22 protein-coding genes are annotated in these 18,390 nt (G+C 61.7%); 12 read left to right on the plus strand and 10 right to left on the minus strand.

Annotation, left to right across the window (positions count from 1 at the left end):
* Positions 1 to 257 precede the first annotated feature (257 nt).
* Positions 258 to 686: a hypothetical protein gene (locus tag DK391_RS40255; protein WP_109483575.1), complete on the plus strand. Its 429-nt coding sequence runs from the start codon at positions 258 to 260 to the stop codon at positions 684 to 686.
* A gap of 30 nt (positions 687 to 716) precedes the next feature.
* On the opposite strand, the gene DK391_RS40260 is transcribed toward DK391_RS40255, so the two are convergent.
* The 3 genes from DK391_RS40260 to DK391_RS40270 all read right to left on the minus strand — a co-directional run bounded on the left by DK391_RS40260 (position 717) and on the right by DK391_RS40270 (position 2,975).
* On the minus strand, positions 717 to 1,016 hold the full coding sequence (locus tag DK391_RS40260) for a hypothetical protein (RefSeq protein ID WP_109483576.1): 300 nt from the start codon (positions 1,014 to 1,016) through the stop codon (positions 717 to 719).
* Between the two features lie 99 nt (positions 1,017 to 1,115).
* Complete coding sequence (locus tag DK391_RS40265; RefSeq protein WP_109483577.1) at positions 1,116 to 2,033, minus strand: LysR family transcriptional regulator; 918 nt, start codon at positions 2,031 to 2,033, stop codon at positions 1,116 to 1,118.
* A 30-nt stretch (positions 2,034 to 2,063) separates the two neighbouring features.
* The gene (locus tag DK391_RS40270) at positions 2,064 to 2,975 is read right to left on the minus strand and encodes a LysR family transcriptional regulator (RefSeq protein WP_109483578.1); all 912 of its coding nucleotides are present in this window, start codon (positions 2,973 to 2,975) and stop codon (positions 2,064 to 2,066) included.
* 387 nt (positions 2,976 to 3,362) lie between these two features.
* Between DK391_RS40270 and DK391_RS40275 the strand changes: the two genes are divergently transcribed.
* The 3 genes from DK391_RS40275 (at position 3,363) to DK391_RS40285 (ending at position 6,146) form a co-directional block, all read left to right on the plus strand.
* Positions 3,363 to 4,112 carry a creatininase family protein gene (locus DK391_RS40275; RefSeq protein ID WP_109483579.1) on the plus strand — a complete coding sequence of 250 codons (750 nt, stop codon included), beginning with the start codon at positions 3,363 to 3,365 and terminating at the stop codon, positions 4,110 to 4,112.
* A gap of 232 nt (positions 4,113 to 4,344) precedes the next feature.
* Entirely contained in the window at positions 4,345 to 5,445 is a 1,101-nt protein-coding gene (locus DK391_RS40280) for a nitronate monooxygenase (protein WP_109483580.1), read from the plus strand.
* A gap of 38 nt (positions 5,446 to 5,483) precedes the next feature.
* On the plus strand, positions 5,484 to 6,146 hold the full coding sequence (locus DK391_RS40285; protein ID WP_109483581.1) for an MOSC domain-containing protein: 663 nt from the start codon (positions 5,484 to 5,486) through the stop codon (positions 6,144 to 6,146).
* A gap of 79 nt (positions 6,147 to 6,225) precedes the next feature.
* Here DK391_RS40285 and DK391_RS40290 read toward each other — a convergent pair whose 3' ends face one another.
* Positions 6,226 to 6,462, minus strand: coding sequence for a 4-oxalocrotonate tautomerase family protein (locus DK391_RS40290; RefSeq protein WP_109483582.1), 237 nt, complete (start codon positions 6,460 to 6,462; stop codon positions 6,226 to 6,228).
* 116 nt (positions 6,463 to 6,578) lie between these two features.
* Positions 6,579 to 7,289 carry an SDR family oxidoreductase gene (locus tag DK391_RS40295; protein ID WP_109483583.1) on the minus strand — a complete coding sequence of 237 codons (711 nt, stop codon included), beginning with the start codon at positions 7,287 to 7,289 and terminating at the stop codon, positions 6,579 to 6,581.
* A 353-nt stretch (positions 7,290 to 7,642) separates the two neighbouring features.
* Here DK391_RS40295 and DK391_RS40300 point away from each other — a divergent pair, with 353 nt between their 5' ends.
* From DK391_RS40300 to DK391_RS40315, 4 genes are read left to right on the plus strand one after another with little or no spacing between them, the layout of a single operon-like run.
* Positions 7,643 to 7,957, plus strand: a complete 315-nt coding sequence (locus DK391_RS40300; protein ID WP_109483584.1) for a DUF485 domain-containing protein — start codon at positions 7,643 to 7,645, stop codon at positions 7,955 to 7,957.
* Complete coding sequence (gene actP / locus DK391_RS40305; RefSeq protein WP_109483585.1) at positions 7,954 to 9,627, plus strand: cation/acetate symporter ActP; 1,674 nt, start codon at positions 7,954 to 7,956, stop codon at positions 9,625 to 9,627. The genes DK391_RS40300 and actP overlap by 4 nt, the downstream gene beginning before the upstream one ends.
* Before the next feature lie 29 nt (positions 9,628 to 9,656).
* Positions 9,657 to 10,265: a cytochrome b/b6 domain-containing protein gene (locus tag DK391_RS40310; RefSeq protein WP_109483586.1), complete on the plus strand. Its 609-nt coding sequence runs from the start codon at positions 9,657 to 9,659 to the stop codon at positions 10,263 to 10,265.
* Between the two features lie 3 nt (positions 10,266 to 10,268).
* Entirely contained in the window at positions 10,269 to 11,249 is a 981-nt protein-coding gene (locus DK391_RS40315) for a nitronate monooxygenase (RefSeq protein ID WP_109483587.1), read from the plus strand.
* 28 nt (positions 11,250 to 11,277) lie between these two features.
* Here DK391_RS40315 and DK391_RS40320 read toward each other — a convergent pair whose 3' ends face one another.
* Complete coding sequence (locus DK391_RS40320) at positions 11,278 to 11,691, minus strand: hypothetical protein (protein ID WP_109483588.1); 414 nt, start codon at positions 11,689 to 11,691, stop codon at positions 11,278 to 11,280.
* 263 nt (positions 11,692 to 11,954) lie between these two features.
* Here DK391_RS40320 and DK391_RS40325 point away from each other — a divergent pair, with 263 nt between their 5' ends.
* On the plus strand, positions 11,955 to 12,776 hold the full coding sequence (locus DK391_RS40325) for a YkgJ family cysteine cluster protein (RefSeq protein ID WP_109483589.1): 822 nt from the start codon (positions 11,955 to 11,957) through the stop codon (positions 12,774 to 12,776).
* 60 nt (positions 12,777 to 12,836) lie between these two features.
* Positions 12,837 to 13,556, plus strand: a complete 720-nt coding sequence (locus DK391_RS40330; protein WP_109483590.1) for a DUF1223 domain-containing protein — start codon at positions 12,837 to 12,839, stop codon at positions 13,554 to 13,556.
* Between the two features lie 32 nt (positions 13,557 to 13,588).
* On the opposite strand, the gene DK391_RS40335 is transcribed toward DK391_RS40330, so the two are convergent.
* Both DK391_RS40335 and DK391_RS40340 read right to left on the minus strand, forming a co-directional pair.
* Positions 13,589 to 14,188: an NADPH-dependent F420 reductase gene (locus DK391_RS40335; protein ID WP_109483591.1), complete on the minus strand. Its 600-nt coding sequence runs from the start codon at positions 14,186 to 14,188 to the stop codon at positions 13,589 to 13,591.
* 74 nt (positions 14,189 to 14,262) lie between these two features.
* Complete coding sequence (locus DK391_RS40340; protein WP_109483592.1) at positions 14,263 to 14,997, minus strand: SDR family oxidoreductase; 735 nt, start codon at positions 14,995 to 14,997, stop codon at positions 14,263 to 14,265.
* Positions 14,998 to 15,103: 106 nt separating this feature from the next.
* On the opposite strand from DK391_RS40340, the gene DK391_RS40345 reads away from it, so the two are divergent.
* Positions 15,104 to 16,072 (plus strand): LysR family transcriptional regulator, encoded by a 969-nt coding sequence (locus DK391_RS40345; protein ID WP_109483593.1) that lies wholly within the window; start codon positions 15,104 to 15,106, stop codon positions 16,070 to 16,072.
* 32 nt (positions 16,073 to 16,104) lie between these two features.
* Here DK391_RS40345 and DK391_RS40350 read toward each other — a convergent pair whose 3' ends face one another.
* Both DK391_RS40350 and DK391_RS40355 read right to left on the minus strand, forming a co-directional pair.
* Entirely contained in the window at positions 16,105 to 16,752 is a 648-nt protein-coding gene (locus DK391_RS40350) for an NAD(P)-binding domain-containing protein (RefSeq protein WP_275426850.1), read from the minus strand.
* A gap of 99 nt (positions 16,753 to 16,851) precedes the next feature.
* Positions 16,852 to 17,793 carry an SDR family oxidoreductase gene (locus DK391_RS40355; RefSeq protein ID WP_109483595.1) on the minus strand — a complete coding sequence of 314 codons (942 nt, stop codon included), beginning with the start codon at positions 17,791 to 17,793 and terminating at the stop codon, positions 16,852 to 16,854.
* 160 nt (positions 17,794 to 17,953) lie between these two features.
* Here DK391_RS40355 and DK391_RS40360 point away from each other — a divergent pair.
* Positions 17,954 to 18,390, plus strand: a 437-nt coding sequence (locus tag DK391_RS40360) for a helix-turn-helix domain-containing protein (protein ID WP_109483596.1), incomplete at its 3' end; no start/stop codon positions are given.

Below are 18,390 nucleotides of genomic sequence, written 5' to 3' on the forward strand. Positions count from 1 at the left end.
TTAGCCCGCTTTCTTTTGCCTACTTTTCTTTGCGGCGGCAAAGAAAAGTAGGTGCCGCCCCGCACAGGGGCGACGCGTGATGCACAAACACCAAATCGCGGATGCCAGAAAAAACCAAACCCAACCCCACCATCACAAGCCCCCCAACACAAAAAACCCCAAAAACCATGCAACCAGATAACCCACCGACGAAGGAGGGTATACTCCCCTGCCTTGAACGTTTGCAACACATCTGCACTTCCGGGCACCACTCCGTCATGAAAAGCATTACCGCCCTACTGGGCATCGTCAGCCTCATCTGGTTCTGCACCAACGCGTTCCCGCAGTCACCGTCCCAACCCGACGTCCCCGACGACTACGCTTACCTCTCTCGCCTTCACGTGCGTCCTGCCGTGATCAACTGCATCGCCGAACTCGATCGCTGGATTCGGACTACCTCACGCTATGACATGTTTCTCGCGCCGGACCGCCGCGTGCTGAACGCGAAGGTCGACGACAGCGACGGCATGTTCTCCGGCAGCAATGGCGCTCAACAGGTCGAATCGACGGTATCGATGCGCGCGTTCGCGCACGTGCGCAACCGGCAATCGTGGATTCCCGTCGTCGCGCAGTGCGGACTCTGGCGTGAACATGTCGTGGGCGTATCGCTGGAACAGGTCGACAGCCGCACGCCCGTCGTGCGTTGAACGCAGTGAGCGCGCGGCCAGATCGCGATCTTAGTCGCCGTGATTGTTCAGCTTGAATCCCGTCGGCGAGCTATACGAAAAGCGGTGCGTGAGCGCGCGCACGTCGTATTCGCGCAGTGCGGAAAGATAGGACGGACCGTGGATGATCGCGGGCGACGGGGTACCGGAATGATGCCGGTCGCGATGATCCGGCTCGGCTAGCGAAGCATCGATATCTGAAGACGGATTGGCGAGCGCGATGATGACCGGGCTGTCCGCGCGGGCCGAATAAATGCCGGCTGCGGCGAATGCGGCCATCCATGCTGCGAGCAGTGCGACGGAAGATTTCATCTGCGACGGCTGCCGGTTCCGGCCACGACGTGTGCGCCGCAGCCATGAATCGATATTAGTCACGCAAGCGCAGCAACGCAAGGCGGCGCCAATCGCGCACTAGGTCAGTTCGTCGATCATCAGCCGCGTCGCGGGCGACAGCACGGAACCACGCCGCGTCACGATGCCATATGGCTCGGTGCGCGAGCGCACCTCGATGGCAAGCGGCTTCGCCAGCCCGTGATCGGCGAGCAGTGCGGCCATGTCGCGCGGCATCAGCGAGACAAGCGTCGAATCGCGCTGCAACATCAGCACCGTGGTCATGGTCGAGGCGGTTTCGATGGGATGAGCCGGTACCGACAGCCCCGCTTCCTTGAACTCGCGCTCGAACAGGCCGCGCAGCGGCATGATGCTCGGATAAACGATCCAGCCACTCTGCGCGAGATCCGCCAGCTTCACTTTGCGCGCCTTCGCCAGCCGGTGCAGCGGGCTCGCCACGATAGCGAGCGGTTCGTCGCGGAGTTGGACATAGTCGTAGTGATCGGGCTGCTGCGCGACGGTGGTGCGGCAGATCGCGAGGTCGAGCCGTCCCTGATCGAGCAGCGCGAGCAGACGCGCACTCGTGTCTTCCGTCACTTCCACGGTCAGCGTCGGCTGACGCTCGCGCAGACGCGTCAACGCATCGACCAGCACGCCGGACACCGCGCCCGTGATCGCGCCGACCGCGAGCCGCCCGCCCGAACCTTGCAGGATGCCCGCCATCTCCTCGCGAAGATGCGCGACGTCCATATGAATCAGCCGCGCATAGCGGATCACGCAGCGTCCCAGTTCGTTTGGCTGGATGCCTTGCTGCGAGCGCGTGAAGAGCGTCGCACCGAAGGTGGCCTCGATCTCGCGCAGCGCCTTGGTCGCACCGGGTTGCGTCAAGGCCATCTGATCGGCCGCGCGATGCAGCGAGCCATGCTCGTCCAGCGCGATCAGAAGACGCAGTTGCTTGAGTCGCAGACGGGCGACGATCGAATCGACATTCGGCAGCATGAATGGAAAGATGAGAGCAAAGGTGAGCGCTCAGGCTCTGAGTTTTTCAACGAGGAAATCGACAAAGGCGCGCACCCGCGACGACAGATGCCGCGCATGCGGATACAACAGAACGAATGGGCGCGTGCGTCCACCGAATGGCGTGAGGACTTCGCGCAGCGTGCCGTCCTTCAGATCCCGCTCGACGACGAAGCGATAAGTCTGGAACAGCCCCCCGTGATTGCGCGCGAGCGTCGGGCCTGCGAGCACGTCGCCCGATGTGCTGCATCCGCCGCGCGTCATCATGTCGATCTCTTCGCCGTTTTGCATGAACGACCACGGAATGTTGCGGCCCGTGCTCGGCAGCGCGAACTGGATACATTCATGGTTGATGAGATCGTCGAGTGTTTCGAGCTTGCCCGCCGTCTTCAGATAGGCAGGCGATGCGACCACCACGAGTTCGGCGTCTTCAAGCTTGCGTGCGACCAGGCCGGAGTCGTCCGGCGCGCGTCCACGGATGGCCAGGTCGAAGCCTTCGTCGGCGAAATCGATGTTGCGGTTGCTCAGATGCGTCTCGACGGTGACTTCAGGATAGCGCGCACGAAATTCCGCAAGCACGGGCAGTACGCGATAGTGGGCGTACGGCGTCGGCATGCTGATGCGCAGCGCACCCGACGGCGTGCTTTGCTGGCCCGTCGCTTCGCGCTCGGCGTCGGCGAGTTGAGCGAGAGCCTGACGGCATTGCTCGAAGTAGCGGCGGCCTGCGTCAGTGAGCCTGATTTGCCGCGTCGTGCGCACGAACAGCCTCACGCCTAACCGTTCCTCCAGGCGCGCCACCGAGCGGCTCACGGCTGCCGGCGTCACGCTTGCAGCCGTCGCCGCCACCGTGAAGCTTTCCAGTTCGGCCGCGAGACAGAACAGTTCGATGCTGCCCAGAAGTAGGTCTTCGAATTGACGCTGCATGGTGCTTCTCGTGATCGGCGGATAACGCTCGCGACGCACGCCGCGATGGCGTGCGTGGCAAAAGCGGGCTGCACTGCGCCGCGCCGCGTGTCCGCAGAGAATAGCAGGTCTCGACCACGCTCATGCTTCTTGCGTATGTGCGGAGCTTTTCCCGTATGGAATGGGTCTTTCGGACTGGTGCGAACGGATCAACAGTTCCCGTCACGTTGCCGTTGCCTTGCGGACAACGAGCCGTGAACCTGGTTGCTGTTGGTCCGCGCGCCCGTTTGCCTGTACGCTTGTGCGGACCGGGTTACGCCGCGCGGCATCGAAGCAGCGGACCCTGCCTCTCCCCACAGCCGACGCGTCATCGTTCACCCAGCGCGAGGCAAAAAATCAGGAGTTTGAATGCTTTTACATCTTTCGACATGGGCCGAAATCGAGCAATACATGAAGCGCAGCCGCGCGATCGTCGTGCCGATCGGTTCCAACGAGCAGCATGGCCCGACGGGCCTGCTGGGCACGGACTGGCTGTGTCCGGAGATCATCGCGCGCGAAGCGGAGAAGAAGGCTGACATCCTCGTCGCACCGACGTTCAACATCGGCATGGCGCAACATCACCTCGGCTTTCCGGGCACCATCTCGCTGCGTCCTTCCACCTTCATGGCGGCAATCGGCGACTGGATTCGCTCGCTGGCCACGCATGGATTCGAGAAGATCCTGTTCCTGAACGGCCACGGCGGCAATATCGCCTCGATCGAGGCCGCATTCTCCGAGGTCTACGTGGAAGCGAGCTTCGCGAAGCGCCGCGCAGGCTTCGCGATGAAGCTGTGCAACTGGTGGGATCTGGAAGGCGTCGGCGAGCTGGCGCGCAAGCAGTTTCCGGAAGGGCACGGCGTGCATGCCACGCCGTCCGAAATCGCGATCACGCAATGGGCCTACCCCGACGCGATCAAGTCCGCCGATTACTCGCCGAAGATCGCGCCATCTGGCCCGATCCGCGAGGCGCTGGATTTCCGTGCGCGCTATCCGGATGGCCGGATGGGTTCGGACCCGGCGCAGGCATCGCCGGAAAAAGGCGGTGAACTGGTGCGGCTGGCAGCGTCGAGCCTCGTGCGCGAACTGAACGCTTTCGCGAGCGAACGGCTGCCCGAGTGACATCGGCCGCGGACACGGCGCGCGTGAGACTACGCTGCGCCGTTCATCTGTTCCTCGCACTCAAGAGTGAATTGCCCGAGCGATGGTTGACTCAGCGTCCGCTGAAAAAGATGATCTGAGGTATAGATAGCGTGGCGAGAGCGTTTGCAACGGGCGCGAGGCGGCGTCTATGTCCGTCGGGTTCCGGTTGCTGGCCATCGGCATGCGCTAACCATTTCGATGAGGACATGACATGAGCACCCGTTCCGAAGGCAAATCGCTCCTGAGCTTGCTGGGCATCACGAAGCCGATCATCCAGGCGCCGATGGCGGGCGTCAGCACGCCGGCGCTCGCGGCCGCCGTCTCCAACGCGGGCGGGCTCGGCTCGCTCGGCGTGGGCGCGATGAAAGCCGACGCCGCGCGCAAGACGATCCGCGACACCCGCGCGCTGACCGACGCGCCGTTCAACATCAACGTGTTCTGCCACGCGCCCGCAACCGCGAACGCCAAGGTCGAGCAGGCCTGGCTCGCGTGGCTCGCACCGCAATTCACAAAGTACGGCGCGAGTGCGCCCGAGAAACTCAGCGAGATCTATACGAGCTTCGTCGAAGACAAGGCGATGCTCGACGTGTTTCTGGAAGAGAGGCCCGCTGTCGTGAGCTTCCATTTCGGCCTGCCGTCGCAAGACGTGATCAGGGCGCTGAAAGATGCGGGCATCCGGTTGCTGGCGTCGGCGACCAGTCTGGACGAGGCGCAGCAGGTGGCCGATGCGGGCGTCGATGCCATCGTCGCGCAAGGCATCGAGGCGGGCGGGCATCGCGGCATGTTCGATCCGCAAGCCTTCGATGAAGGCCTCGGCACCTTTGCGCTGACGCGTCTGCTGGTGGAGAAATTCGATCTGCCCGTGATTGCAGCGGGCGGCATCATGGACGGCGCGGGCATTGCCGCGGCCCTCGCGCTCGGCGCGCAGGCGGCGCAACTCGGCACGGCGTTCGTGGCCTCTCCGGAAACATCGATCGACGAAGGCTATCGCCGCGCCATTCTCGGCGACGCCGCCATGCATACCACGATGACGTCGGCGATTTCGGGCCGCGCGGCGCGCAGCATGGTCAACCGCTTCACGGAACTGGGCCGCGTCGCTGATCGCCCGGTCACGCCGGATTATCCCGTCACGTATGACGCCGGCAAGGCGCTGCATGCCGCCGCCAAGGCTCACGGTGAATTTGGCTTCGGCGCACAATGGGCGGGTCAGGCGGCGGCACTCGCGCGCTCGCTGCCTGCTGCGGAGCTCGTGGCGAAGCTGGACGCCGAACTCGACGAAGCGATCCGCCGGTTGCAGCAGTTCGCGCGCTAACGCATACAGACAGCACCTCGAAGGAGCACTGGCCGCCGATGGATGAACAGACACCGCAACCTGAAAACCGCAGCGCCGGGCTGTCGTCTGACGCGACGCTGCTATCGATCAACATCGGCGTGTGCCAGCTGCTCGATGTCGGCCAGGCTTCCGAAGGCCTGACCGTCGAGTCGGCGATCCGCAAGCGCTCAGTGAGCAGCGCGACCGAGGGCGCTGCTATCGAAGTGAAGAAGCTCGGTCTTGCCGGCGACGAGCAGGCCGATCTCAGCGTGCATGGCGGCCTCGACAAGGCCGTATATCTGTATCCCGTCGAGCATTACGCATGGTGGCAACGGCAGCGCATCGAAGCCGACGTGCCCGATGCCGAGACGCCGCTGGCCTTCGGCATGCTCGGCGAAAATCTGACGACGCAAGGCTTGCTGGAAACCGACCTGTGGATCGGCGACACGCTGATCATCGATCAGGTCAGGCTGAGAGTGGAAGCGCCGCGCAGCCCCTGTTTCAAGCTCAACGCCGCAATGGGCTACCGGAAAGCCGTCAAGCATATGTATCTGATCGGATTCGCGGGGGTGTATCTGAGCGTGGTGCAGCCGGGTTTCATTCGGGCTGGCGCGCGGATCGACGTGGTGCCGGGGCGCAGGGAAGAATCGATCAGCAACATGCTCGACTGGCGGCGCGGCAAGGCTAACCGCGAGCCGTGAGCGGTAAAACGGCATACGTTAATGCGCGGAGGCCGGAAAGGGCGCTCCGCGCGACGGAATCTTCACGCCATCGCGGGAATCAGTCTTGCTTCGCCGCTTTCTGCCGACGATATTCCTCGACAGGCAAACCGCCCCATCCCCAGTTCTCCATCTCGACTTCCTGAATGACGACGAAAGTCGCTTCGAGCGGCTTGTTCAACACCTTCAGCAGCAGTTCGCTGGTTCCCTTGATCAGTTGCGCCTTTTCTTCGGGTGTCACCGCACTCGTGCCGGGCGTGTTTCCCTCGCGGGTAACCTGAATTGTCACGATAGGCATCAGAATCTCCGTGGTGTCATGCAGGCAGGCGCTGTGAACAGCGCCTGCCGCGTTTCAGACGATGCGCTCAGTGAACATCGCTCATTGAGCCTGAGCGCGCAACCAATGCGCCGCGTTCAGTGGCCCGCGCTCTGGCCGCCGTCGACGTGCAGGATTTCGCCCGTGATGAACGGCGCGGAATCAAGATACAGCACGGCGTTGACGATGTCGCTCATCTCGCCCATGTGACCGACGGGATGCAGCGCGCCCAGCGCGTCGTGCGTTTCCGGTGCGTGCATTGGCGACTTGATGATGCCGGGCGAGACGGCGTTCGCGCGGATACCCGTCTTCGCGTATTCGATTGCAAGCGACTTCGTCGCGGCGTTCAGGCCGCCCTTGGTCAGCGAGGCGAGCACGGACGGCACGCCTGCAATGGCGTGATCGGCGAGGGTGGTCGTGATCTGCAGGACGTGACCGCTCCTGTTCTTCTCCATCTCGGCGATGGCGAGCTGCGTGATGTGGAAGAAGCCATTCATGTTGACGTTCATCACCGCGGCATAGTCTTCAGCCGTGTATTGCGTGAACGGCTTGGCGATGAAGATGCCGGCGTTGTTGATCAGCGTATCGACGCGGCCGAAGCGTGCAATCGCTTCCGCAACGGCGCGTTGCGCCACGTCGCGGTCGCCGATGTCGCCGGCGATGGTCACGACGCCCGGATCTTCCGAAGGCTTGATCGAACGTGCGACTGCGACCACACGATAACCCTGCTCACGGAAGCCCTTGACGATCTCAGCGCCAATGCCTTGCGATGCACCCGTAACGATAGCGACCTTTTGCGAATTGCTCATGATTGACCTCGACAGTATGTTCGGCTTGCGTCGGAAGTGACGTGCCGTTAGGTCGACAATCTAGGCTTCATCGGCGCTGTTGCGTACACCCGGAGTGGACAAACAGTTGTGATCGGCAGGAACAAATCGTGGGGTGGAATGCGCGAGCGTTTAAAGATGCGCTGAATTGGCGCGTGAAATGGAACACAGCGGTGCGTATTTTGATGGCTGCGCAGCCTCACTCGTGATGATGGCACGCATCATTAATCATCATTTTACTTGATCGTTTTGCGCTCCTATCGTTGGGAAAAACAGCGGAACACATCGGCTCGCGCCGATATGTGCTCACTTCCAAACGAGACACAGGAGACATCGTGGTCCAAACGACTGCACTTCATCACGTCCGGTTGTCGCCGGCGTTCGTACGCCTCGTCACGCGGCGGCGCAGGCTGGTCGCATTGCTCACGCTCGGCACACTGCTGCCCTACTACGCGTTTGTTCTCATAGCAGGATTCGCGCCGAAAGTACTGGCCCTCAAGCTCTTTCCAGGCAGCGTCATTACGATTGGCTGGCCTGTCGGTGTCGCGCTGATCGTCGGCACGTGGATACTGACGGGCATCTATATTCGCCGTGCAAATGGTGAATTCGATGCGTTGACGGCTCAGGTGCTTGCGGGAGAGTCGCAATGAAACGAGGTGTCGAATGTATTGCCAGTCTGCTCGCGATGTTCGCGGTCTGTGACATCGCGTCGGCTGCGGAAGCATTGGAAAAGACCCAGAAACAGCCGCTCAACGTGACAGCCATCGCGATGTTTCTCGCCTTCGTCGTCGCCACCTTGGGCATCACGTATTGGGCCGCATCGAAGACGAAGTCGATGAAAGACTTCTACAACGCGGGCGGCGGCATTTCCGGCTTTCAGAACGGCCTCGCGCTGGCAGGCGACTACATGTCCGCTGCCGCGCTGCTCGGCGTGACCAGCATGATCTTCTTCAACGGCTACGACGGCATGCTCTACGCGGTGAGTTTCTTCGTCGCGTGGCCGCTGCTGATGTTTCTGTTTGCCGAGCGTATCCGCAATCTCGGCCAGGTGACGATCGCCGACATCGCATCGTTCCGACTCGACCAGCAGAGATTTCGCACGCTGATGGCATTTGGCTCGCTGACGGTGGTGTGCTTTTATCTCGTCGTGCAGATGGTGGGCGCGGGGCAATTGATCCAGCTGCTGTTCGGGCTGCAATACAACTATGCCGTCGTCGTGGTCGGCGCGTTGATGGCCGTGTACGTGACCTTCGGCGGCATGGTCGCGACCACTTGGGTGCAGATCATCAAGGCCGTGCTGATGCTGTTCGGCGCGAGTCTGCTGGCGGTGCTCGCATTGAGCCAGTTCGGCTTCTCGCTCAACGACATGTTCGCGCAAGCCATCGCGACGCATAAGAGTGGCGCCGGCATCATGCTGCCCAGCAAACTGGTGGCCGATCCGTTTGCGATGCTGTCGTTGTCCGTGGGTCTCGTGTTCGGTACGTCGGGCCTGCCGCACATCCTGATGCGCTTTTTCACGGTGCCTGACGCAAAGGAAGCGCGCAAGTCGGTGTTCGTCGCGACGGGCTTTATCGGCTACTTCTTTCTGATCGTCATGGTGCTCGGCACGGCGGCGATCGTGATCGTCGGACGCAACCCGATGTTCTACGCGGGCGGCGTGCTGGGCGGCAAGCTGATCGGCGGCGGCAACATGCCCGTGATGCAGCTGGCAAAAGCAATGGGCGGCGATCTGGTGCTCGGCTTCCTGTCAGCCGTCGCGTTCGCCACCATTCTCGCAGTGGTGGCAGGACTCACGATGGCAGGCACATCGGCCATTTCGCACGATCTGTACGCGATGGTGATCAAGCGCAATCGTGCCGACCACGCCAAAGAAAAGCGCGTGTCGCGCATCGCATCGATTGCGATTGCGTGCGTTGCGATCGTGCTCGGGATCGTGTTCAAGGATCAGAACGTAGCGTTTCTGGTGGCGCTGACATTCAGCGTGGCGGCGTCCGTCAATTTTCCGATCCTCACGCTGGCGATCTACTGGAAGGGCCTGACGACGCGCGGCGCGCTGATGGGCGGCATCGCAGGTCTTGTCAGCGCGGTTGGTCTGGTCGTGCTGTCGCCTGCTGTCTGGGTGAAGGTGTTGGGACATGCCGCGCCCGTTTTCCCATACGACTACCCCGCGATCATCTCGATGACGATTGCGTTCTTCTTCGCATGGTTTGGCTCGATCACGGATCGCGGCGCGCGCGCAGCAAGCGAACGCGAGCAATTCGACGATCAGTTCGTTCGCGCCCAGACAGGCATCGGTTCGTCGCGTGCCGCCAGCCATTAGTGGACTGTTTTATTCGCAAGGGAATCAACATGTCGAACTCGCCTATGTCATCCACACACGACGCGCAATTGCACAGCCAGCGCGCACAGGGCCGCTTTCAATGGCGCGATAACGGTCTGGGCTTTTCGCCGCTCACGATTGCGCTGCACTGGATCATCGCCGCGCTGGTGCTGGCGATCATCGGTATCGAGATCGCTTTGCATGTGCAGCCGAATGCCGCGTTGATGCGCGTGCTGAATCTGCTCGGCACGATCCTGTTTCCTGTTTCCGTGTATCGGTTCTGGGCCCGCGTGACGTCCTGGCATCCGTTGCCCGTGGGAACGCCGAACCCTGTCGAGGTGATCGTGAGCCGCTCGGTTGCGGCGGCGCTCGCGCTGGCGCTGGTGCTGCTGCCGGTTGCCGCGTGGCTCGCGAAGTCGGCGGCGGGAATACAGATCGAATTACCCGGTGGCTGGATCATCCCGGCGCCGATGCAGCCGAACGCGCAGGCCGCGCAGGTTTTCGAAGTGCTGTTCCGGATCGGCGCGACGCCGTTTGTGCTGGGGTTGGCGCTGCATATCTTCGGTGCCTGCAAGAACCATTTCGTATTGAAGAACGATGCGTTGAAACGCATGCTTGGCAAACGCGTGGAGCTTTGAATCATGAGCACAACAGGCTGTGAGTTTGGTGGTAACGCCGTCACGAAGCTGTGTGGCGTTCAATACCCTGTTTTTCTCGCCGGCATGGCGGCGATTTCCGGGCCGAAGCTGGTGGCCGCCGTCGCCAATGCGGGCGGTATGGGAACGATCGGCGGATTGCGTTTGCCGCCGCTGGCATTGCGGCGTTGGCTCAGGGAAACGAGAGAACTGACGGACAAGCCGTTCGGCGTCAATCTGGTGCCGTCGTTTGGCGGGCCGGAGGTGTTCGAGGCGCAGTTTCAGGTCGTGTTGCAGGAAAAGCCGCGCATGTTGTCGCTGTTTTATGCGGAGCACTATCCCGACATGATCGGGCGTGCGAAAGATGCAGGGATGCTGGTGATGGTTCAGGTGGGTTACGTCGAGCTTGCGCGGCAAGCCATCGCACACGGCGCCGACATCATCACGGCGCAAGGCAGCGAGAGTGGCGGGCATCTGAATCGCGGGACGATTGGCCTGCTTTCGTTATTGCCTTCGCTCATTGCCGTGGCTGAAGGGCGTCCTGTGCTTGCTGCAGGGGGAATCACGAATCGCGATGATGTGCGCACGGTGATGAATATGGGCGCAGGCGGTGTGCTTTGCGGGACGGCTTTCGTTGCGTGCGAAGAATCGAATGCGCACCCGCTTTACAGGCAGAAGATCGTGGATGCCAGCGTCGACGATACGGAATACCGCACGGGTTATTCGTTCGGATGGAAGTATGGAACACCGCATCGGGTGATTCCCAATCGCGACAAATGGAATCTGCTGCGCTTCATGGGCGGCGGTGCACGCACAATCGATAAACCGCGCATGGCGCAGAAGCTTTCGCTATATGCGGGGCAGGGCGTGGGGAAGATTGATCGCGTGATGTCGGCGGAGGAACGGATGGCGGAACTGGTGAAAGGGCTCTCGGACGGAGAACAGGTCTGCGCGCGGGTTGAAGCGCTGAGCTTGCGCTGCGCGTAGCCGACCCGCAAACGGCATCACACGACAGTCAATGCACAGGCTTGCGGAACATACGTGCCCACGTAGCGCGAATGCGCCGGGCGTGGTCTTCGAAGAGAAACGACGCGATCAGCGTCAGCAGCCCGGAGACCACGCCCGTGACGATGTGCTCGACGTACGGAATACGATAATGGCTCGCGTGCGAGTAGGCGTCGCCCAACGCCGTCAGAATGCCGACGATCAGCGCGTTACCGTAGCGATGGGAATAGAGTCTCCTTGCCGGGGTGAACGTCAGCAGTACCGCCAGCAGGCCGGTGAGCAGACCTGTCTGCAATGCGATTGTCCAGTGAGCGACGCTCACGATATTGCCCCAGCTTCCGGGCATGCACGTCATGCATGCGCTGGTTGGCTGCCAGAAGCGCTTGATCAGCAGACTGGCGCGCTGCTTCCATTCGTTCGACATCGTCTGTTTCCATCGGGCATGTTCTGACGGGAAGGATAGCCGATAGAAGACCTTCGCGAATCGGGATGCTGCGAAGCGGGCTGTCGGAGCATCCCGTTCGGTGTATGGTTGAACAGACGGCGTGGCGGGCTTCTGACGCTTTCGAATGCCAGACAAACGACTGACGAATCCGATCTGTTGCGCGTTGCATATCGCCGTGTAACCTGCGCCGCGTGGCGAGCGAACTAAGCAGGTTAGCCACTCGTACATGCGTCGATAGCCCAATGTCCATTCACTTCTCATGCACGCTGTGCGGCCGTTGCTGCCATGATCTGCGCCTGCCGCTCGCCATCGACGAAGCGCTCGTGTGGCTCGCGCACGGCGGCGATGTGCAACTGTTCTGCGACGCGATTGTCTGGCCGCAGGAACCGCCCGAGAGCGACGCGCTGGCTCAACACCGGCGGCGCCGCTCGTTCGGCGCGCATAGCGGAACGCTGCCGATACGCGTGACGGTGACGCTGGTGGCGGCGTTTGCGGGTGCGTGCCCGAATCTGCGGGCAGACATGACTTGCGGCGCCTACGATCGTCGCCCGCGTGTGTGCCGGATCTATCCTGCTGAGGTCAATCCATTCGTACCGCTCGATCCGGCCGCGAAGGCCTGTCCACCCGAAGCATGGGCCGACAGCGGGCCGCTGTTGACGCGTGCGGGCAAGATCGTCGACGCCGATACTGCGGCGCTTGTTGCACAGTCGCGCGAAGCCAATGAGCGCGACCGTTTCGGGAAAGCGTATCTTTGCGCGCTGCTTGGTTACGATGCCGCCGCCCTCGCCAACGAAGGCTTTGCCATTTACGCGCCGGAGCGCTCTCGCCTGGAAGCGGCTTTGCGCGAGGCAGAACGATCAGGCGCTCAGGCCGACGAAATGCAGCCGCACGACTGGCGCTTCATCACGAACCGGTCGTCGACGCTGTCGAACTTGCGATCCATCGGCGCAACCGCTGGGTACGCGCAAGATTCTGACGATTCGCCGGGCTATCTGGGTTTCTTCGATGCAGAGACGGGCGCCAGCGATCAGCGTCATTCACCGGATGGTCCAGGAACACTTTGACTGTAACCGGCGAGGCCTGGCCGACGAACTACAGGGAACGTTGTCATCTGGAGTCGAGACATGTTGACCCGTTTTCTCGTCGCTATCTGCGCTGGCGGCGCAGTGCTTCTTCCGTTGCATACATTCGCTGCGGCGCCGCGTCCTGTCGTGGTCGAATTGTTCACGTCGCAAGGCTGTTCGTCGTGCCCGCCTGCCGACAGCTTTTTGTCTGAGTTGAGCGAGTCGCGCGCCGATGTGTTGCCGCTGGCGTTTCACGTCACGTACTGGAATCAGCTTGGCTGGAAAGATCCCTTTTCATTCGATGCCGCCGACGCGCGCCAGGCAAAGTACGCCGAGCGGTTTCGTGATTTTTCGTATACGCCGGAGATGGTGATCGACGGCAAGGCTGAAGTGGTCGGCTCGAATCGCAGTGCGGCAAAGTCGGCTATCGATCAGATGAAGTCCGCGGGTATCACTGCGGCCACGTTGAGTGCCATGCGCGGAAGCGAGGGTGTGTCTGTGTCGATCGGTTCGGGCAGTGGGCGTGCACGCGTGCTGCTGGTCGGTTACGACACGCGTCACGTCACGCCCGTGGGGCGCGGTGAGAACTCGGGGCGCACGCTCACTGAATCGAATGTTGTGCGCGGGTTCGAGCCGTTAGGTCAGTGGTCGGGCGCGGCACTGACGCTGCATGCGGGTGCGGTCGCCGGGGAACATCTGGCGGTGCTGCTCGAAGCGCCCGACGGTGCGATTGTTGGGGCTGTGCGCGTAGAGAACGGCGGTGATGCGGCCGGGCAGTGAGTTGTGTTGTGCGTGCGCCCGACCGCCATCCATCAGTCGAACTTCACCAGGTCCTTGAAGATCAGCTGTCCCCAGCTATTTTCGCGCGCCTGCACCAGCAGTCCACCTTCCGACAGCCCGCCAAGCTTGATCGGCGAAAAGCCGAGCTTTTCCGCAAGCCCGCCGATCTCCGTTGCGGCGCCGTCGTCATCGCTTGCGAGGAACACGACTCTTTTGCCGCCACTCACGGGCGGGTTCTGGGCGAGGACGGCCGCAGGCAAATGATTGAAGCCCTTGACCAGCCTGCCGTCAGTGAAGGCCTGCGCGACGGCCCTGGAAGAGGGCTGATTGCCCAGTTCCTCAGGCGGCACGCCGTAGGCGTTGGTCACATCGACGATGGTCTTCCCTTGCCAGCTGGGGAGCGCCTTGGCGACGTCGCGATGCGACTCGAAACGGACCGCCAGAAAGACGATGTCTGCCTTGACTGCTTGCGCCAGTGTTTGCGGGATGATCGTGGGGCCGATGGCGGCCGCGTCGGATGCAAAGCTTTCCGGATCGCGTGTGGTTGCAACTGACACTTCGAGGTTGCTTCGGGCAAAGGCTTTAGCAAGCGCCTGGCCGATCTTGCCGAAGCCGATGATTGCGTAGCTCATGGATTTTCCTTCCGATTACCACGCCTTGGGGCGCCTCAGACTAGCGAAGCAGGCGCCCGACAAGGCGAGGGGGATCAAAGTTGTGCCAGGCCGCCGTCGACGGCGACTTCGCTGGCGGTCATGAAACTGCTGTCCGACGACGCGAGAAAAGCGGCAGCCGCCCCGATCTCCGCCGGATCGGCCATGCGCTGCAGCGGCGTCATCGAGGCGAAGATCTTCTGCCCTTCCTCTCCAAGCGATGCTTTGGCGAGTTCGGTCGCCGTTGCTCCGGGCGACAGCACGTTCACCCGGATGCCCGTGCCCTTCAGATCTTCCGCCCAGGTCCGCGCGAGGTTGCGCACGGCAGCCTTGCTCGCGCTGTAGGCGCTCATTGCCGGCGCGCCCGTGGTGCCGGCGCTCGATCCCGTCAGGATGATCGAGCCGCCTGCGCTCATCAGCGGCAGCGCCTTCTGGACCGTGAAAATCGTTCCTTTGACGTTGGTGTCGAAGGTTTCGTCGATGTGCTCGGCAGTGATTTTGCCAAGCGGAAGCATGCTCCCCGCGCCGGCATTGGCGAATACGATGTCGAGGGTGCCACGCTCGGCCTTGACGGCTGCGTAGAGGCGGTCGAGGTCTGCCTCATCGGAGACCGAGCCGTTCACCGCGCGGGCGTTGGGTCCAAGCTCGGCGACAGCGGCGTCGAGTGCCTCCTGCCGGCGTCCGAAAATGAAGACGAAAGCGCCTTCCTCGATGAAGCGTCGTGCTGCAGCACGGCCAATGCCGGTAGCGCCACCCGTAATCACGGCCGTTTTTCCAATCAGTCTGTTCATGTCGTGCATCCTTCAAAACAAAAGCGACAGCAACGATTCTGAAGTGCTTGATTCATGAAGACAATTGACTAAATATCTATAGATACCAACTACTTTTTAGATATATATGCTCGACAACGTCACCATCAACCAGCTTCGGGCCTTCGTGGCCGTTTGCGATCAGGGAAGCTTTTCCGGCGCTGCTCGCGAGTTGAGGCGTGCACAGTCGGCGGTCAGTCACGCGATCAGCGCGCTCGAGCAGGCCTTTGATGTCCTGCTGTTCGAGCGCAACACGCGGAAAGCGACGCTGACGGCTGCGGGACGCAGCCTTCTGCCGGATGCGCGTGGGGTGATCTCGCGCACGGAGGAAATGAAGATGCGCGCGGTCGCAATTGCGGAAGCAGGGGTTCCGCAAGTCTCGATTGCCGTCGATACCTATTTTCCGCGCGCGCACCTGATCGACTGTCTGCGCACCTTGCAGGCCGACTTTCCAACGATCGCGATCAATTTGCGCATGACCACCATGCAGGGCGGCGAGCGTCTGGTTATCGACGGTACGTGCGCACTGGCTGTGACGATCACAGACGTGCCGGAATTGAGCCCAGGCACCATAGAAAGGCAGCATTTATGTGACGCGCAAATGGTGACCGTATGCGCGCCGTCGCATCCACTGGCCGCAATCGTGGGCCCGATTCCGCGGGAGGAGTTTGGCCGGCACATCCAGCTAGTCGTAACCGACAATCAGCCGGACGCGGAAAAGACGCAGCAGGGCGTCGCCAGTGAGCGCCAGTGGCTCGTCAATGATCTCGGCGCAAAGCACGATCTGCTCAGGGGAAGCCTGTGCTGGGGACACATGCCGCATCACATGGTTGCGGAAGACCTCGCGAATGGAACACTGGTCGAACTCAAGCGGCGCGCATGGCACATGCGCGCGCTTACGTTCATGGTTTCGCAGCGGCGCGGCTACTCGTTTTCTGAATGCGAGACGCGGGTGGTCGAACTTCTTGGTGGTCGTGATCGTCGCTCGCCGAAGGCTGGCAGCGCGCGCGGTGCGTTGCATAAAGGGCAGAAAGGTACGAAAGGTCGGCGCACGTGAGCAACGTTCGATGACGATCTGGTGTGAGGGATTCAACCGATGTCGACGTTCAAGGCCAGGTCCCAGTTGCCGGCACCGTTTTTGGCCAGTCCGATCATCATCAGAGCGAGCGCTTCGAGCGTATGGGCCATGTGCAGACCGCCTACATCGAGCGGCCGCAACCCCAGACTCTCGATGAATGTCGAGGCGCGTGCTTTGGCGTTCGCATCATCGGCTGCAATGAATACGTCGAGGCGTCCGCCCCGTTCAAGTACATGGCCGAAGATGGTGTTGAACGCCTTCACGAAATGCGCGCCGTGGGCGGCGAGCTTTGCGATCTCCTGGATACCGGAACTGCCGTGGGGAGTGACGAGACTCTTGAGATCGGAGGCAACCGGGTTGGTGATGTCGATGATCACCTTGCCGTCGAGCGCGTTTCCGTATTCGGTGACCACCGCTGCCGCACTCGCGTACGGCACGGCGAGGATGACGATGTCGCCCGCCGGCACGCTGCCATATGCTCCCGTGATCGCTCCGGCTGAAAGCTGGGCGGCCAGCGCAAGCGCTTTGGCCGGGTCGCGGCTGACTACTTCGACGGTGTGTCCAGCCGCGCCGATACGACCGCCGATTGCCGCGGCCATTCCGCCTGCGCCGATGATGCTGATGGTGCTCATGTGTACTTTCCTCGTGAGTTGAGTTATTGCCCGTGGTCTTTAACCGAGGTGTTCCCCGGTTGTTGTTCCACGTATGCCGACCCGCACGCTTTATCCTTCATGGCGTGCCGCTGCCGAAGCAGTCGATTAACCGGCAGGGAAGTAATGGCCGTTGTCCAGATCGGAGAGCAAGCCGGGTTGAGCGGGTTCCCAACCGAGGCTCTGACGGGTGACAAGGTTCGATGCCGGAAGGTCGAGCGTGACCAGATTTGCGAGGAATCCGAAGTATCCGGGCAACATCAGCACGTCGGCAGGAATGCTCACGGCGGGCAGGCCAAGACGGTCGCCGATTGCCTTTGCGATCTCGCGGAACGGGATACCTTCGTCGCCGATTGCGTGCCAGTTTTTACCGGCTGGGCCCTTTTCCAACGCCAGCCGGAACACGGCGGCGAGATCGCGGCTATGTACGGCGGGCCAGACGTTTGCGCCGTCTCCGGGGTATCCGATAAAGCCTTTCTCCTTTGCGAGCGCAATCAGCAGCGGGAGAAAGCCGGCATGGTCGGTCGTGCTGTGCATGATGGGCGGAATCCGCACGATGGATGACCGCACGCCGCGCTCCGCAAGGCCGATGACGGTGGTTTCGACGATGTTGCGAACCCGCAGGGTACGCGCGTACAGATCACCGCCGGGAAGAGTAGGGTCATCCTCGGTGGCTGCGCGTCCCAAGCCTTCCCACGCAGGCGAGCCGATACTTCCCGATACGACCAGTGGCTTTCCAGTCCCCGCCAGGGCCTCGCCATACGCGAGCATGATCTGGCGTTCGGCCGCGGCCACGGCGTCGATGCCGCCGGAAGGGAGCAGGTCTTGCCGGTGCGCGACGTGAATGACGCCGTCCGAGTTCGTGGCCGCCGCCTTGAGGCCGTCGAGATCCTCGAGGCTGCCGCGATGTACCTTTGCGCCGAGCGCGGACACCGCTGCTGCGCTCTTGTCCGACCGGGCCAGGGCGGTGACTTCGTGGCCGGCGCCGACGAGTTCGGAAATGATGTAAGGACCGGAATGGCCAGTCCCGCCAGTGACGAAAACCCGCACGTTGATGCTCCTTTTGAGTGAGGTGAGAAGGGTGTATCGGCGTGCTCAGCCGTGAAAGCTGACGTCGATCGTGTCTGGTCATGCTAGACATATCACTTGCACAAAACAAGTAAACGATTGAAGTTTACTTGCGCAATGCAAGTGATGTTAAGATGTCGCGATGAAGACGACGAGTAAAGAAGACTTTCGGTCTCATTGCGCAGTGAACTACGGCGTGGAGATCTTCGGCGACCGGTGGTCGCTGTTGATCATTCGTGACATCGTTTTTGCTGGCAAGAAGACGTATGGCGAATTCCTGAAATCGGAAGAAGGAATCGCGACCAATGTTCTGGCTTCCCGCATTGCTTTTCTTGAAGAGCAGGGAATTCTCGCGAGGGCGCCGAATCCTGAAGACGGGCGCAAGGATTTTTACTCCCTGACTGAGAAGGGGCTAGACCTTATTCCTGTCGTGCTTAATGTGGTGCTTTGGAGCGCGAAGCACGATTCGAAGTCGTACGTGCGGCGGAGTAAGGGGTTTCTTGCGCGATTGAGTCGGAATCCGGTGAAGGTTGGTGAGGAGGTTAAGGAGTTGGTTCGGAAGGGGGGGTGTATTTTTCC

Origin of the sequence: Paraburkholderia sp. C35, assembly GCF_003121405.1 — a bacterium.
Taxonomy (GTDB): domain Bacteria; phylum Pseudomonadota; class Gammaproteobacteria; order Burkholderiales; family Burkholderiaceae; genus Paraburkholderia.

Bases quoted from the DNA above. Each gene is read 5' to 3' on its own strand.
- DK391_RS40265 (WP_109483577.1), bottom strand. From the start codon at position 2,033: ATGCTGCCGAATGTCGATTCGATCGTCGCCCGTCTGCGACTCAAGCAA.
- DK391_RS40295 (WP_109483583.1), bottom strand. From the start codon at position 7,289: ATGAGCAATTCGCAAAAGGTCGCTATCGTTACGGGTGCATCGCAAGGC.
- DK391_RS40270 (WP_109483578.1), bottom strand. From the start codon at position 2,975: ATGCAGCGTCAATTCGAAGACCTACTTCTGGGCAGCATCGAACTGTTC.
- DK391_RS40255 (WP_109483575.1), top strand. From the start codon at position 258: ATGAAAAGCATTACCGCCCTACTGGGCATCGTCAGCCTCATCTGGTTC.
- DK391_RS40340 (WP_109483592.1), bottom strand. From the start codon at position 14,997: ATGAACAGACTGATTGGAAAAACGGCCGTGATTACGGGTGGCGCTACC.
- DK391_RS40280 (WP_109483580.1), top strand. From the start codon at position 4,345: ATGAGCACCCGTTCCGAAGGCAAATCGCTCCTGAGCTTGCTGGGCATC.
- DK391_RS40275 (WP_109483579.1), top strand. From the start codon at position 3,363: ATGCTTTTACATCTTTCGACATGGGCCGAAATCGAGCAATACATGAAG.
- DK391_RS40285 (WP_109483581.1), top strand. From the start codon at position 5,484: ATGGATGAACAGACACCGCAACCTGAAAACCGCAGCGCCGGGCTGTCG.
- DK391_RS40325 (WP_109483589.1), top strand. From the start codon at position 11,955: ATGTCCATTCACTTCTCATGCACGCTGTGCGGCCGTTGCTGCCATGAT.
- DK391_RS40315 (WP_109483587.1), top strand. From the start codon at position 10,269: ATGAGCACAACAGGCTGTGAGTTTGGTGGTAACGCCGTCACGAAGCTG.
- DK391_RS40290 (WP_109483582.1), bottom strand. From the start codon at position 6,462: ATGCCTATCGTGACAATTCAGGTTACCCGCGAGGGAAACACGCCCGGC.
- DK391_RS40345 (WP_109483593.1), top strand. From the start codon at position 15,104: ATGCTCGACAACGTCACCATCAACCAGCTTCGGGCCTTCGTGGCCGTT.
- DK391_RS40335 (WP_109483591.1), bottom strand. From the start codon at position 14,188: ATGAGCTACGCAATCATCGGCTTCGGCAAGATCGGCCAGGCGCTTGCT.
- DK391_RS40260 (WP_109483576.1), bottom strand. From the start codon at position 1,016: ATGAAATCTTCCGTCGCACTGCTCGCAGCATGGATGGCCGCATTCGCC.
- DK391_RS40310 (WP_109483586.1), top strand. From the start codon at position 9,657: ATGTCGAACTCGCCTATGTCATCCACACACGACGCGCAATTGCACAGC.
- DK391_RS40320 (WP_109483588.1), bottom strand. From the start codon at position 11,691: ATGTCGAACGAATGGAAGCAGCGCGCCAGTCTGCTGATCAAGCGCTTC.
- DK391_RS40330 (WP_109483590.1), top strand. From the start codon at position 12,837: ATGTTGACCCGTTTTCTCGTCGCTATCTGCGCTGGCGGCGCAGTGCTT.
- actP (WP_109483585.1), top strand. From the start codon at position 7,954: ATGAAACGAGGTGTCGAATGTATTGCCAGTCTGCTCGCGATGTTCGCG.